Here is a 13,510-nt window from a genome sequence, read left to right as displayed (position 1 = left end):
TGCAACGGGGACTGGAAGTGCTTATAAGATCCCAACAATTTTCCGCCAGCGCTTTGCGGAGCAAAGGGCTGTTATGGGGGTGCTCTAAATGCCCGAGCTTAAGATAGAAGTAATCCCCGAGGGGACGGTCATAGACCACATCCCGGCAGGAAGGTGGCTGAAAGTTGTTGAAATACTTGGTCTGACCAAGCCCAACGATGGAACCCTTCTCATAGCCTCAAACGTTCCCAGCAAAAAACTCGGAAGGAAGGATATCGTGAAGATAGAGGGGCGCTATTTGAACGAGGAGGAGGTCAACAAGATAGCACTGATAGCACCGATGGCAACCGTGAACATCGTGAAGGACTATAAGATATCAGGAAAGTTCAACGTGGAGATTCCAGACGAGATAGTCGGAATCCTAAGGTGCCCAAATCCGAACTGCATCAGCAACCATGAATATGTTGCCCCGAAGTTTAGGATTGAGAGTAGAGAACCACTCAAACTTCGCTGCCGCTACTGTGAGAGGACTATTGAGGGGGATGAAATACTGGGCAACCTTTGATGGCTTTTCTTTTTTTCTGAAGAGAAAAAGGGGTGAATGAGAAGGAGAACAAGAACCTCATCCAAGGAGATATGGAACGCGCTTCAGTACCGGAATCGTGGCGAGCAGCCCCACGAAGACATCTATAACGCTCTGAATAGCGTTCGGCAGGCCTATCGCTACCCAGAAGGGAACCCCCGTCCAGTGCTCAACCGCCTGGACAACCTGCTCCCTTGGCAGTCCAAGCCATATCTCCAAAGCGACGTAGTAGTTGAGGGCCACCATGAGCGGAATCCTGATGGCGATCCCTATGAAGTACGCGAGGAGGGAGAACTTGATCAGGGCACTCCTGTCGGCCCTCTCGAAGCTGAAGTTGGTGAGTCTCCTTGAGATTTCAAGGCCAAGGAGAACGGCAAACGTTGCAGTGGCTTTCATCATGGCACCAAGCCAGCTGGCAGAGGAGATTATGCTCAAGCCCACGAAGAGGAGTAGCACCGCGGTTAGACCACCCTCGAAGCCCGTCAGGAGGTAGGCCATGATTATCGGCACGGCAACGAGGTCGATTTTCATACCCCAGACGGTTGGCATGTCCAGCGGTAGAACCTCAAACATCAAAGAGAGGCCGAGCATGATTCCAATGACCGCTATCTCGCGTGAATTCATTCTTCCCATCGGCACCACCGGCGGGGATTCGTTCCAATATTTAAAAAATTTTGTTCGTTTTATGGAACAAAATAGGGGCAAGAGTCTTAAAAGCCCACCCGCGAATTGTGGTTGCCATGTTCACCGTTGAGGAGATTTCCAAGCTGGTCAGGAGGGTAAGAGGTGAGAACAGCTTTCCGGACAGCCCGTTCAGGATAGACGAGGTTCGCTACGACCCGGAGGGGGGCAAGTTATTCATCATAGCCCATGATAGGACCGACAAGAGCGTCGTCATAGGCAACAGCTTCGTCATTGGGAAGCTCCGTGAGAGACTGGGAGTTGAGCAGCTCACCGTTTACTCCAACCTTGACCTTGAAATAAAGAGGAGGAAGTTGGAGGAAGCTGAGAAGCTCGTCAAGGACACGGAACTTGAGTTCCTATTCCCAATAATTGAGGCCGAAAAGAAATTTCCTCCCCGGAAGTGGCCCGGGATAAGGGGGGATGTCAAAACGCTCGTCTTCATGGGTTTCAACGCCAAAGCCCTGCTCGGCTTCGCTGAAAGGTTGGGACTGCCATACAATGCCGTTGGGATAAAGTATACCTTTCCCAAGCGGGAGTACGAGCCCGTGGAGGGGATCTCCAGGGAGATTTTCTTCCCAAATGAGGAGAAGCTCGTAAGGCTCGCCAAGGAGAGTGGTGCAAAGCTTGTCCTCGCGGACTTTCCTTTCGGTCTGAAACGGAGAGACGAGATTGCCCTTATGAACCCCTTCCGCTTCCTGCACATCAGCTTCTTCGAGCTGAAGTACCTATTCGGTTTTGAAAGGCCCGTGGTTTACGACAGAAAAGCCTTAGTGGAGTTCGTGGCAAACCTAACCTACGCGGGTCTGATGGAGTCAACAGATGGGGCGAACCTGATATGGAGGATGTGGAGAAGATGATAATCGGAGTGGTCGGAAAAATAGCCGCTGGAAAAACCACTATTGCAAGGTTCTTTGAGGAGAAAGGCTTTTGCAGGGTTTCATGTAGCGATCCGCTGATAGACCTGCTTACCCACAACGTTTCCAGTTATTCTTGGATTCCTGAGCTTCCGGAGAAGGTCGAGCCAACGCGCGACAGGCTTATAGAGTTTGGGAAGTACCTGAAGGATCGGTATGGAGAGGATGTACTCATCAGGCTGGCTGTGGACAAGAAAAGGGACTGTAGAAACATCGTAATAGACGGCGTCCGCTCCGAGGGCGAAATCAACACCGTGAAGAGGCTCGGCGGCAGGGTCATCTACGTAGAGGCAAGCCCGGAGACGAGGTTCAGGAGGCTTGTGAAGAGAAAGGCGAGCAAGGACAGAACAATTAAGAGCTTTAATGACTTCAAGACGATGGACGACGCCGAGGAAAGGTTATACCGCACAAGTGAGCTTAAGGGCATGGCAGATTACGTGATAATGAACGAGGGGACCCTTGAGGAACTGAAGAAGAAGGTAGAAGGGATAATCACCGAGGTGGTTGGATGAACCTCCTCGTCATCGCTCCCTGTCTGCTCAGCCCGTTCTACGTCTACCGCGGGCCGAAGGGGAAGGAGTACGAAACTGCAAAGAGGCTCCGCAAGGTAATTGGGAAGCTCGGCGATGACTGGCAGGTTCTAGCATATCCATGCCCAGAATACGCTCTAATCGGCTGGCCTAGGGCACCAGCGAGCAGGGAAGTCTACGAGAGGCTCGGCATGCACGAGAGGGCGAAGGTGATAGCGGACTTCATTGGAAGAGTCCTCACAGAGGAGAAGCCGGAGAAAGTTGTCTTCCTCGGCGTCAAAGACTCCCCAACCTGCGGCGTCTTCCACACGAGCTCAAGCGACCCCGGAGGTTACCCATACCGGGCAATGCAGGAGTTTTTCTACATGAGCAGGGGGGAGAGGATCAAGCGCTCGAAGGAACTCGTTGAAGAACAGGGGTTCAGGTTAGTGAAGATGCCTGGGATACTCTTCGAGATACTCATGACGAGGTTTCCAGAGGCCCTTTATCTGGAATTTGACAAAGATGACGTGGAGGAGAGCGTTGAGAGGGTAAGAGAAGCCCTTGATGACTAAGCCCTCTCTATCGCCCCCCTTACCAGCCTCTCAGCATTCTCCATCAGCTTCCTCGCCTTCTCCTCCGTGTGCGCCTCGAGGGTTATCCTCATTATCGGCTCGGTTCCGCTTGGCCTGAAGAGAATCCACCAGTCGTCGTTTTCTATCCTGACACCGTCGATGTCTATTAGCCTCTTGTAGTCGAAGGCATTCAGAGCTTCCTCAGCTATTACCCCCATAGCCTTGGCTTTCTTCTCGTTGGGGCAGGGGATTTTGGCGCGAAGGGTTACGTAGCGTGGGACTTCTCTGGCAAGCTCACTGAGCGGCCCGAGCCTATCTATCATTTCGAGAACCAGAGCACCGGCGAAGATTCCGTCCGGTGTAAGGTTCCATTGGGGGATTATCCACGTTCCAGAAGGCTCGCCGCCGAAAACTCCGCCGTTCCTGGCCAGTTCATCCGCAACGGCAACGTCTCCAACGCGCGTTCTTATAACCTCTCCGCCGAGCGGCCTGAGGTAATCATCGAGGGCAAAGCCGGCATCTACCGTGGTTATTACCTTCCCTCTCCCAAACTTCCGAAGTGTGTAACCTGCTATGAGCGAAAGCATGGTCTCGTACTCCACGAAGTTGCCCTCATCATCAACGACACCGATCCTGTCCGCATCACCGTCGTGGGCGATACCAACGTCCGCTTTCATCGCTTTAACGGTCCTCGTTAGGGCCGAGAGGCTTTTGGCGTTCGGCTCAAGCTCCCTCACAAAGAACCCGTTTGGGTGGGAGTTGAGCGATATGACGGTGTTTCCAAGCTCGCGCTGGAGGTAGGGGCTCAGAATCGAGCCTGCACCGTTGCCGGCATCGAGAACTACCGTGTAGGAGCTTTCAATCTCGACCATCTTAAGGGCCCTTTTGATGTAATCCCCCCTTGGGTCGGCTTTTCTAACGGCTCCAATCTCATTCCAGGGGGCCTTTCTAAAGTTCCCGGAGTCGATTATCGCCTCGAGATCAGCCTCCATCTCCAGGGTGTATGCCATCCCGTTCGGCTGCCAAACCTTTATCCCGTTGTATTCAGGCGGGTTGTGGGAGGCTGTGATGGTTACCCCCGCATCGGCACCGTAGAGCCTTATCGCGAAGCCCGTTAAGGGGGTTGGAGCCAGACCAATGTCTATGACATCAACGCCCGTCGAGAGAAGACCGCTTATGATGGCGTTCTTCAGCATCTCGCCGCTCGTCCGTGTGTCCTTCCCAACGATGACGGTTCCGCCACCGAGGTACGTGCCGAGGGCCTTTCCGACACGCAAAGCCAGTTCCGGCGTCAGTCTTTCATTAACGACCTCTCTGATGCCGCTGGTTCCAAAGTACTTCCCCATGAGAATCACCCGTGGAACTGTGATACGATGGGGGAAGGGAGGGGTAGGATATAACGTTTCCGCTCAGATGTTGAAGAAACCGCCACCCTTCACCTTTACGCCGGCCGCTTTGAATGTCTCCTTGATCTTCTTCACATCCATAGTGCCGGGATTGGCTCGGAACTTGAGGCCCTTCCTCCCTTTGATTTCCAGCTCGTCCATCTTCCCGCTCTCATTGTCCCCCGTTTTGAGCTTGACCTCGCTGATCTCGCCCATGTGCACCTCAAAATTTTCGCCGGACTCCCTCAGTATCTCTTCGGGCTCCATCTCATAATACCTCTCGCTGTAGCCGGAGGTAACGCCGGCGAGGTATCCCCCGAGGCCTCTGGACTTCTCCTTGCCCTTTGCGATTGTTTCCTTTGTGATGTGGGCCGCTATGACCCTCTCGTCTGTTATCACGAGGTTTACCGCGGCCGAACTCAAAAAGCCCTTCTTGTAAGAAACGTTGGGCACCACATAAATAACCCTCTCCATTCATACCATCTCCAGACTTAGAAAGGGCGAAAGAATCGTCCTCCTAACTTTCACTAGGCGTTCATACTATATAAACCTCAACAAGGGGACCATACTCGTCGCCACGTTTATAGTGCTTGCCATCGGGAGGGAGAAAGAGGAGGGGAGATGGAGCGCATAGTGAGAGATATATGGGCCAGAAACTGGGAAAAAGCAAAAAGAAGCAGATGAGTGACGCCCAAGGGCATCACTTCTTCACGAGCCGGTAGATTCCGACGCTGACTTTATAGGAGTCCACGTTCACGGGACTCTTGTAGTCAATCCTGACCTGGAATGGCCTGCTGGAACCGTAGATCATGCTGCCCGTTTTTGATTCCGTTAAAACGTTACCGTTCTGGTCCAGGATTGTTATCTTCTCAACGGTTCCCTCGCTGCTCGTCTTAATGTAGTACTTCCCGGGCTCAAGGACGTGCGAGAGATAGAAGACATCACCGGAGACGGTTTCCGTTTTGACCTCGACGGGAACCCTGTCGTAGGTACTGAGGTAATAGTACTGTATCCCGAAGACCGCCACGACGCCTATGACGATGAAAAGGAAGAAGCCAACGATAAGCTTTTTGATCAGTCCCATATCATCACCCCCTTGAAGTTATCCACCTTACCACCTTCCACGTCGCCCAGAGAAGGAAAATCGCAACTAACAAAAATAGAAAAAGCCCGAGAATGGGGCCGAGGACGTGGAAGCCCGTGAGCGGCGTTTTCACCCCTCCACGTTCCTGTAGGCTATCGTTATCCTGTGGGAGCATTCAGATGTCCTCTCGTGGCTCACGAGGGCGAAGATCGTGTAGGTTCCGTCCGAGTTCCTGTTGACGTAAACGTGGCCGGCCCTTATCTCACCGCCAACCTCGTCGCTTGGATAGCCGGTGGAGGGGATGTCTCCAATGGTAACTTCCTCCAAGCTTATCTCACCGAGGTCAACATAGTGGCCGAGGACTGCCGGGTAATCAACGCACCACGGTTCAGCGAAGAGGTCAACGTCCTTACCGCCGAAGCTCTCCACGACCTCACCTGTCGAGAACTTTACTGCCGCGGATCCATCAGTGTCGAGGGTTACCCCCTGCACCGGGCCGAGCGTCCCGGTTACCTGACCGGGGGATGATGTCGTTGAGGAGGAGAAGGACCCGTAGCACTCCCTTGCTTTTAGATAGACCTCGTAGGCCCTCTTGGCTTCCTCACTCGACTGGTTCTTCGCCATGAGCTGTGTAAGGTTGTTGTAGGCCTGCACGTAGAGCCTGTAGGCGTCTTCCTTGTTGTCGGGGCAGGTAAAGCCAGTTCCGGAGGTGCCCCCGTTCTCTGGCGGGGCGAAGGTCACGTTGGACTGAAACTCGTCGAAGACCCCGTCGAAGTTGTAGTCGTGAAGATCCGGGTTCCCGTCGTAGTCAACGTCCCTCTCGTCTATGACGCCGTCGGAGTTCAGGTCCCAGGCGTCGACCTTCCCGTCACCGTTTGTATCGTAGACGTCGGGAATTCCATCGCCGGTAACGTCCCACGAGTAGGAGGAGACGCCGTTGAATGTCGTCTTCCACGTGTCGGTCTTTCCGTTGTAGTCCTCGTCGAGGTAGGCGGTATCATAGTTCCCGTCGCCGGTGGTGTCCATGTACACCGCATCGACCTTCCCATCCTTGTTCCTGTCTGCAAAGAGGATGTAACTCGAGTTGACCGGCACGGCCGCGAAGTTGTCTCCTATGTAAACCTCCGGGGAGCCGGTGGTGTTGTTCTCGACCCAGCCGGTTCCACTAAATCCCCCACTCCCCCCGGCAGCCCCGTTACTCCCCCCGGTTCCGCCTCCAGAGTCTCCCGAACCTAAATGGCCGCCTTTGAAGGTGTCCTGTCGCTTGGTTAGGTCGTCTATTACGTGGGGATTCGTGTAGTAGACGTAGAAGCCAACGAGGAGCAGGAGGATTACGATGACGGCGGCGAGTTTACCCATTGCTCTTCACCTCCACGAGGTTCATGCTGAGCCAGCCGCCGCCGACCCGTTTGAACTTCTTGCCGGTCTCATAGTCCTCGTAGATTCCCGGAATAGCTGTCTCGTGGAGGACGTAACCGTTCCAGGTGAACCAGCCCTGGTTGCGCTCCTCTATCTTCTTCCTGAGGTTCACAATTGCACCCAAAGTCGCGTCCGCCATGTTGCCGAAGTAGCCCGTCGGGTCGAGGAGCTTTCCTATCTTCGTCGCCCCGTCGAGGACGATTATGGAAACTTTCGTGTTCTCGGGCAGGTTCATGTCCTGAAGCTCCCTCGCCTGGTCCATCAGGGCTTTGGCGTCGAGGGCAACCAGGTAGACAGTTGCGGGCGTTCTGAGCATCTTCACCTTGGCGTTCCCCTTGAACTTCACCGTATCCCCGATCTTCTCGAAGTTGGACGCTATGAAGTGCGCCCAGTCGAGGGCACCGCCGGAGCCGTACTGGCCGCCGACGAGCCACTGCGGCGGCTCGATGACCCCTGCTATTATCGCGTTGGTAATCGCGGTACTCTCGGCCACGCTCTGGGCGTTCCTGTAGATGAAGTCCTTCATCTTGATGTCGCGCATTATGGGGTCGTAGCGGTACTTCTCCGCTATAAGCCTCAGTCGGTGCCTCTTCTCCGGGTCGTCCTTGAAGATGCTCAGATAGCTGTTTATCTTCTGGTTGGCGTAGACCTTGGCCTCCATGTAGTCGTTCATCTCCTTGACCATCCGGTCCGGATCATCCTTGTATTTGTCCTGAATCTCGTGGAGGTGGCCGATGTAAATCTCGTAGACGGACCTCATGTTCGGCGAGACTTCCATCATCTTCTGGATGTAGGCTATGTGCCTGTTCATCAGCGATTCAGCCCATTCGAGCTTCTTCTGCTGGATACAGGCGTTGCAGGTCGCTATGTCAGGGTCGTCGCAGTCGACGAGGCCATCGAGGTCGTTGTCGATGTTGTCCCCTGGAACCTCCTTGGAGACGAAGCTCACCCTTGCGGAGTCCGATGCGAGAAGTTTTTTGGAGCCGTTCACCGTGCCGTAGAGGGCAACCCTGACCGTTCCGCCCTTCGCCGCCGGGTCGCTTATCTCTATAATATCCGCGACCGTGCCTCCCATGACCTCCTCTTGCTTTTTAGAGCTGTCAGGTAGGGTAACCACGGCATAGAGGTTCTTAGCACCGCTCCCCTTCACGTCAGCTAAGAGAGACATAGTGAAGTAGCCGTCGAAGATCTGCTTGAGCGTCGCCCCGTCCCTGGGTGCGGTTATCCTAACTGAATAGCCAGTTGAGTTCCCTTCGGTGCCCTTGGGAACGAAAGTCCAGCTCACCTCAGCCTTCGTTCCACCGTCGCCGTCGTTGACGTTGACGGCCACCTGAAAGGGGCCTGCTTTGAGCTTCCCGGGCGGGATGTAAACCTGAACAACGACGCCTCCTGACGCGTTGGAAACCCAGCCGGAGTAGGTGTAGGCGAGCGTCCTGTTAGGGGAGTTTGCCATGAAGGAGTAAAACTCCATCAGGTCGTTGAAGACCACCGCACCCCCACTCGCCGGTCCACCTGGGCCTGAGTAGGAGAAGGAGTAGGATTTGACGTTTGCGTTTTCGTCGAAGGTGCTGAAGAGGAGGGTAAGCTTCAAGCCCTTCTTCACGTCCTCCTCGGTGAAGGGCACCTTCCCGAGGTAGCCGGACTTCACATCAACGCCCTTCCCCTCCCCGTTCATTACCGTGACCTTGATAACCTCGGGTTTGGAGGGGGAGGACTTTATGTGGTTGATGACCGCTTTGAGAACGTTCCTCGAGATGACGCCGCCAAGGGATTTGCCCATCACTCCTATCTTAGAGGGGCCTATCGACGATTTATACGACTCGTATTCCTTCGCCCGAAACGTCTCATCACAGACCGTCCTGTTAAAGGTGTCTTGGTGGCAGGTTTTCCTGACGAACTTATCCTGAGGATTCTTTACGGTCAGCGACTTCCAGTGGCCAAATACCTCAACAACGATCACATAGTTGTTAAAAACCGCGTAGCGGATGTACACGAACTCGGGGTTCAGCTTGATGAGCCTTTCCCTTACCTGTGAGCTTATAACCTGACCGTTCTTGCTGACGCTGTTTTCCAGGGTGAGGGTACGGTTCTGCTGGAAGAAATAGAACTCCGTGCCATTACTCTTACCCACCATGAGTGCATCTTCGATGTACATGCCAACGTGGCTCTCCGCGCTGATGAGTGAATTCACCTGCCAGCTGCTCAGATGGTAGCCCATGTCCTTCATCTCGGACGGCGGATAGCGAACTATCCATGCCAAAACCTCGTACTCGATATCGCCGTAGGTTCCCTTGCCGTACTCAATTAGGTATTCCCCACCGTCTTTCGTTCCGGAGGAGGTTTTGATAACCTGGACTCCGGTTCCTGAGAGGCTCGGGGGGGACAGTGCCAGTGCGTACCATACCGTGGAACCGAGGAGGAAGATTGCAACTGCCACAATCCAGAGGGTTTTATTATTCCTCACACATCTCGCCTCCTTTCCTCAGGGAGAAACCGCAAAGGCGGGGTAGGGCGTGAACTACCGGTGGCCGTGGGAGTTGTAAGCCCTCACGGACTCCCCCATGAAACCCGCCTCGCGGAAAAGAAAAGCGGGACAGGTTCTGTGTTTTATCTTGTTACGCATTTCTGGGTAATAAGACTTTCGGAAAAGAAAATTCGAAATAAAACTTAAACAAACGAAAACCCACTAAATTCGAAGATTCTTCGCCAACTCAACCAGTTTTCTTGCCCTTTCCAAAGAAACTTCGTGTTCAACCCTGCCGTCCCGCTTGATCCACGTGCCAACTATGAAGCCGTCAGCATGCTTCCAGAGTTCTAAAAGGTTGTCGTAGGTCGTTCCCGAGCCAACTATAACCGGGACGGGAGAAATCCGTTTGGCCAGAGCTAACTTTCCCACATCGACGGGCTTTCCGGTGGATTTCCCGCTGATGACAACAGCATCCGCCAAGCCGCGCTCAACTGTGTCCCTCAGCGAGTCCTCGAAGTCCCCAAAGTGGACGGCGTGCTTGACGTGCACATCGGCAAAGACTTGGACCCTTGAGGGGAGGAGCTTTCTGAGCCTCGCAAGCTCGTGGGCGATGCCCTCTATTATCCCCTGGTCAGTGTATGCAACGCCGCTCAGCACGTTCACCCTCATAAAATCCGCTTTTACAGCGTAGGCAATGGAGTAAGCGGCAATACCATCATTGCGGAGGACGTTTATTCCAAGGGGAAGGCTGGTCTCGTCACGGACGGCCTTCGCCACGGCAGTAAAGGCCGCGACGGTGATCTTGTCAGCGTACTTCGGGAAGGGCACGTCACCAAAGTTCTCAACCATCACCGCGTCGAAGCCCGCTTTTTCCAGGGTTTTCGCATCCTTCAGCGCCGCCTCAACGATACCATCAAGATCGCCGTCGTAGAGGTAAGAGCCTGGGAGAGGTTTGAGGTGGATCATTCCTATGAGGAGCTTTTTCTCAAAGTTCATCGTGCACACCAAGGAACGTTTGTCTATGGACGTACTAAAGACTTCCGGCAGGTTAATATACAATGCTGACCAATTAAAAACGGTGGGAACATGGGTGAAGAAGGTGAGAATCTCCCCAAATCCCTCGAAAAGGCCCTCGAACCCGGCGAAAGGATACTCCACTCTGTAAAGAAAAAGGTAAGCCTAGAGAAGCCGAAGTGGGTCATAGTGACTGACAGAAGGATCATCTACCTTGACGAGAAGATACTAGGGAGGTACGAGATAAAGACCATCCCATATCAAAAGCTCGAGAGAATAACCGTGAAGCTCGGAATCATGAGTTCTGACTTTGTCATCAAACAGGAGGACGAGTTCAGACTTAAACTCGGCTGGATGAACAAAGAGCAGGCCAGGGAAACTATAAACGCGATTAAGGACGCCCTCAACGCGATAGCGGTCGAGCCTGTATCGATAGAGGTGCACAAGGGACTGACGAGTGAGGAGTGGACACTTGAGAAGCCGAAGGAACTCGTAACGCGCTTTGCACCCGCGGGAAAGGTGATAGAGCACGAGCCTGCCGCGAAGGAAGACGCGCTTGAAAAGCTCAAAAAGCTCAAGGAACTCTACGACATGGGGGTGGTAAGCCCGGAGGAATACGAGGAAAAGAGGAAGAAGCTTTTGGAGCAGATTTAACCCTCTCTTCTAAAGCCACAGACAAACCCATCGCCGCTCTCACTGCCGTCGTAAAAGTGGTCGACAGCCATCCGGCGGGTCATTACCCGTTAAGAAACCAGATATACATAAGCGGGAGCTGCGGGAAGCGCCAAAGCAAGTAGCGAAGTAATTAAACCCAAAGCCCCGCCGCAGGCTGTATCATCAAGGTGGTGGAAGATATAAACTTCACGGCAGGGGGATTTTGGCACCCATAAGCCCGTCATCTGCGGCCTTTAGAACCCTGCCCACGTAACCATCTCCAGAGCGCTCGATGGAGAGGAGGGTGGTGGATACCTCCCTGAGCAGGTGGTAGTATCCATAGAAGGAGCCACTCTTAACGGCGTCCACGTTGAGAAAAGTAAACGGCCACGCGATCCCTCTTCCCGACGAAGGTTGAGATGTTCCGGATGAGACGTAAAAGCTCTCGGTTTGGTAGGTTGAGGAAGAACTTGTGAAAGCCAAGGACGGGATTGAGGACGAACTCCCGACCGGTGATCTCAGCATAGGCCCTCTCGTAATACTCGGTGCCTAGGGAGTGCTTGTCCACGTCAACACTCCCCACGACGTTCCCCACCTTCCAATTACCACCTATCTTTATAATCGGTATTGAGGATATCCCCTCCACATTTACTGCCCTAAGCTCAAGCCGCGAGAGGTACTGTGGAAACGTATCGAGAACATCGTCCACGACAACGGGAATGCCCCTGTCCTCAGCCCACACCAGGAGCTTCGAGAAGAGAACCTCCGAGGGGAACTCTGATGGATATTCGACCAAGACAGTCTCGCCCGGGTGGAGGCAAGAGAACAGGCTGAAGACATCTTTTACCACCATTTTCCACCACCCATGAATAATTAAACCCCTTTTGGTATAAAAAATTAGCGAGGGTTAGACAATCCTAGCCAGGGCAAGAACGCGGGGAGAGATGAAGCTTCCGATGCGGGTGGGTTCTCTTTCAACCGCTTTCACTGACTTCAAAAGCTCGAAGATGTTTCCGGAGAGCATGTTGTCCCGGAACGGCCTGACATCGTCGTTCTTGACGACGTAACCGAGTCCGACCGTGAGTGAAAAGTCCCCGCTTATCGGATTGGCAGTGTGTTCGCCGAAGACCTCTTTGACCACGACTCCCTCAAAGTCCCTTAGAGAGTCCTTCCCCGATTCAACAACGAGGTTACTCATCCCTATGTGGGGCTTCGTCCTAAAGTCCCTCGCCGCGTTGCCCGTGCTCTCCATGCCGAGGAAAGAGGCGTAGGTGAAGTCAAGGAGGAAAGACTCGAGAACACCATTCTTAATGAGGACAGTTCTCTGACCCGGAATACCCTCACCATCAAAGGGGTAACTCCCTGAACCGCTGGGAAGTGTGGCATCGTCCGCTATCGTCAAAAGCTCACTCCCCACGGTCTCGCCGGGGGATGAAAACCTGCTCCTCTTGAAGTAAACGCTGTCGCCGAAGACGTTCTCGAGGAATATCGAAAGAACAGACTGGAACGCGATAGGTTCGAGGATAACCTCGCCGGAGTAACTTTCAATCGGCCTCGCCCTCACGCTCAGCTCAGCATCGTGGAGGGACTCTTCTATACCTTTTCCAAGCTCTTCCAGCGACTGGAGCGAGCGGTAAGACTGGTAGTAAGAGCCCGTTCCCCTACCGAGGACGGCGTAAACCGAGACACCCATCCCCGTGGAGCGGCCCTCAAGCTCGAGGCCGTTTGAGTTCAAGACGCCGTAGTGGTTGAATCCAAGCGATATTGACCCGGAGAGGGTGGCATCGCCCTTAAGTTCTGTCATCATCGCCGCGAATTCTCTGGATAGGGAATGGGCATCCTCAAAGGGGATCTCCTCAATCCTCCGGTCGTAGATGTTCTCAACGCTGGCGGGCCTTTTCGATTCAGGGAACCCCCTGAAGGGGACCTCGCTAACTCGGGCGAGCTTGACCGTTTTTCTGACGAAGTCCTCAAGGGTTTTTAGGTCGTGGTTAAGTCCGGTGATGTATGAGAATCCCATCCTGCCCCGGTAACCTATCCTAAGGCCCACACCGGAATAGAACTTTCTCTGGGAGCGCTCAAGATTCTCGCGCTCTATCCTGAAGGAACCACCCCGTCCAGCCTCCCAGTAGACCTCCCACTCAACATCCAATCTCTCCAGTAGTCCAACGAGTTTGTTGAGCATGCTCTCACCGGCCGGAGTTCCCGGGATATCTTAAAAGGCATTCGGAAACTGCAAAAGG

Annotated in this window: 15 protein-coding genes; 5 read left to right on the top strand and 10 right to left on the bottom strand. The window is 53.8% G+C overall.

The window, feature by feature from the left end; all coding sequences use genetic code 11:
* Positions 1 to 88 precede the first annotated feature (88 nt).
* Complete coding sequence (gene pyrI, locus MV421_RS01160; RefSeq protein WP_297421746.1) at positions 89 to 544, top strand: aspartate carbamoyltransferase regulatory subunit; 456 nt, start codon at positions 89 to 91, stop codon at positions 542 to 544.
* A gap of 57 nt (positions 545 to 601) precedes the next feature.
* Here the strand turns inward: pyrI and MV421_RS01155 are convergent, their stop codons facing one another.
* The gene (locus MV421_RS01155; RefSeq protein WP_297421756.1) at positions 602 to 1,195 is read right to left on the bottom strand and encodes a hypothetical protein; all 594 of its coding nucleotides are present in this window, start codon (positions 1,193 to 1,195) and stop codon (positions 602 to 604) included.
* 107 nt (positions 1,196 to 1,302) lie between these two features.
* Here MV421_RS01155 and MV421_RS01150 point away from each other — a divergent pair, with 107 nt between their 5' ends.
* From MV421_RS01150 to MV421_RS01140, 3 genes are read left to right on the top strand one after another with little or no spacing between them, the layout of a single operon-like run.
* Positions 1,303 to 2,103 carry a hypothetical protein gene (locus MV421_RS01150; protein ID WP_297421758.1) on the top strand — a complete coding sequence of 267 codons (801 nt, stop codon included), beginning with the start codon at positions 1,303 to 1,305 and terminating at the stop codon, positions 2,101 to 2,103.
* Positions 2,100 to 2,672: an AAA family ATPase gene (locus MV421_RS01145; RefSeq protein ID WP_297421760.1), complete on the top strand. Its 573-nt coding sequence runs from the start codon at positions 2,100 to 2,102 to the stop codon at positions 2,670 to 2,672. The genes MV421_RS01150 and MV421_RS01145 overlap by 4 nt, the downstream gene beginning before the upstream one ends.
* Complete coding sequence (locus MV421_RS01140; protein ID WP_297421748.1) at positions 2,669 to 3,244, top strand: hypothetical protein; 576 nt, start codon at positions 2,669 to 2,671, stop codon at positions 3,242 to 3,244. Before MV421_RS01145 ends, MV421_RS01140 begins: the two co-directional genes overlap by 4 nt.
* Here MV421_RS01140 and glmM read toward each other — a convergent pair.
* From glmM to MV421_RS01110, 6 genes are all read right to left on the bottom strand, one after another.
* Positions 3,241 to 4,590, bottom strand: a complete 1,350-nt coding sequence (gene glmM / locus MV421_RS01135) for a phosphoglucosamine mutase (RefSeq protein ID WP_297421750.1) — start codon at positions 4,588 to 4,590, stop codon at positions 3,241 to 3,243. The two genes, MV421_RS01140 and glmM, sit on opposite strands and share 4 nt — an antisense overlap.
* 63 nt (positions 4,591 to 4,653) lie before the next feature.
* Complete coding sequence (locus tag MV421_RS01130; protein ID WP_297421752.1) at positions 4,654 to 5,103, bottom strand: hypothetical protein; 450 nt, start codon at positions 5,101 to 5,103, stop codon at positions 4,654 to 4,656.
* Positions 5,104 to 5,329: 226 nt separating this feature from the next.
* Complete coding sequence (locus MV421_RS01125; protein ID WP_297421754.1) at positions 5,330 to 5,713, bottom strand: hypothetical protein; 384 nt, start codon at positions 5,711 to 5,713, stop codon at positions 5,330 to 5,332.
* Between the two features lie 129 nt (positions 5,714 to 5,842).
* A complete protein-coding gene (locus MV421_RS01120) occupies positions 5,843 to 7,072 on the bottom strand; it encodes a calcium-binding protein (protein ID WP_297517703.1) in 1,230 nt (409 codons plus the stop codon).
* Entirely contained in the window at positions 7,065 to 9,596 is a 2,532-nt protein-coding gene (locus tag MV421_RS01115; RefSeq protein ID WP_297517698.1) for a hypothetical protein, read from the bottom strand. The genes MV421_RS01120 and MV421_RS01115 overlap by 8 nt, the downstream gene beginning before the upstream one ends.
* A 222-nt stretch (positions 9,597 to 9,818) precedes the next feature.
* Complete coding sequence (locus tag MV421_RS01110; RefSeq protein WP_297417973.1) at positions 9,819 to 10,595, bottom strand: BtpA/SgcQ family protein; 777 nt, start codon at positions 10,593 to 10,595, stop codon at positions 9,819 to 9,821.
* 90 nt (positions 10,596 to 10,685) lie between these two features.
* On the opposite strand from MV421_RS01110, the gene MV421_RS01105 reads away from it, so the two are divergent.
* Entirely contained in the window at positions 10,686 to 11,267 is a 582-nt protein-coding gene (locus tag MV421_RS01105) for a PH domain-containing protein (protein WP_297503212.1), read from the top strand.
* A gap of 207 nt (positions 11,268 to 11,474) precedes the next feature.
* Here the strand turns inward: MV421_RS01105 and MV421_RS01100 are convergent, their stop codons facing one another.
* The 3 genes from MV421_RS01100 to MV421_RS01090 are packed head-to-tail and all read right to left on the bottom strand — an operon-like array spanning position 11,475 to position 13,452.
* A complete protein-coding gene (locus tag MV421_RS01100; RefSeq protein ID WP_297517695.1) occupies positions 11,475 to 11,636 on the bottom strand; it encodes a hypothetical protein in 162 nt (53 codons plus the stop codon).
* Entirely contained in the window at positions 11,623 to 12,120 is a 498-nt protein-coding gene (locus tag MV421_RS01095) for a DUF257 family protein (RefSeq protein WP_297517692.1), read from the bottom strand. The genes MV421_RS01100 and MV421_RS01095 overlap by 14 nt, the downstream gene beginning before the upstream one ends.
* Positions 12,121 to 12,174: 54 nt before the next feature.
* Complete coding sequence (locus MV421_RS01090) at positions 12,175 to 13,452, bottom strand: TldD/PmbA family protein (protein WP_297517689.1); 1,278 nt, start codon at positions 13,450 to 13,452, stop codon at positions 12,175 to 12,177.
* Positions 13,453 to 13,510: the final 58 nt, after the last annotated feature.

The organism is Thermococcus sp. (assembly GCF_027023865.1).
Lineage (GTDB): Archaea > Methanobacteriota_B > Thermococci > Thermococcales > Thermococcaceae > Thermococcus.
This window is presented reverse-complemented; position numbering and strand designations above follow the sequence as displayed.

Excerpts from the sequence above, each read along its gene's own strand:
- MV421_RS01120 (WP_297517703.1), bottom strand. The coding sequence starts at position 7,072 with ATGGGTAAACTCGCCGCCGTCATCGTAATCCTCCTGCTCCTCGTTGGC.
- MV421_RS01105 (WP_297503212.1), top strand. The coding sequence starts at position 10,686 with ATGGGTGAAGAAGGTGAGAATCTCCCCAAATCCCTCGAAAAGGCCCTC.
- glmM (WP_297421750.1), bottom strand. The coding sequence starts at position 4,590 with ATGGGGAAGTACTTTGGAACCAGCGGCATCAGAGAGGTCGTTAATGAA.
- MV421_RS01150 (WP_297421758.1), top strand. The coding sequence starts at position 1,303 with ATGTTCACCGTTGAGGAGATTTCCAAGCTGGTCAGGAGGGTAAGAGGT.
- MV421_RS01125 (WP_297421754.1), bottom strand. The coding sequence starts at position 5,713 with ATGGGACTGATCAAAAAGCTTATCGTTGGCTTCTTCCTTTTCATCGTC.
- MV421_RS01110 (WP_297417973.1), bottom strand. The coding sequence starts at position 10,595 with ATGAACTTTGAGAAAAAGCTCCTCATAGGAATGATCCACCTCAAACCT.
- MV421_RS01155 (WP_297421756.1), bottom strand. The coding sequence starts at position 1,195 with ATGGGAAGAATGAATTCACGCGAGATAGCGGTCATTGGAATCATGCTC.
- MV421_RS01130 (WP_297421752.1), bottom strand. The coding sequence starts at position 5,103 with ATGGAGAGGGTTATTTATGTGGTGCCCAACGTTTCTTACAAGAAGGGC.
- MV421_RS01140 (WP_297421748.1), top strand. The coding sequence starts at position 2,669 with ATGAACCTCCTCGTCATCGCTCCCTGTCTGCTCAGCCCGTTCTACGTC.
- MV421_RS01090 (WP_297517689.1), bottom strand. The coding sequence starts at position 13,452 with ATGCTCAACAAACTCGTTGGACTACTGGAGAGATTGGATGTTGAGTGG.
- MV421_RS01095 (WP_297517692.1), bottom strand. The coding sequence starts at position 12,120 with ATGGTGGTAAAAGATGTCTTCAGCCTGTTCTCTTGCCTCCACCCGGGC.
- MV421_RS01145 (WP_297421760.1), top strand. The coding sequence starts at position 2,100 with ATGATAATCGGAGTGGTCGGAAAAATAGCCGCTGGAAAAACCACTATT.
- pyrI (WP_297421746.1), top strand. The coding sequence starts at position 89 with ATGCCCGAGCTTAAGATAGAAGTAATCCCCGAGGGGACGGTCATAGAC.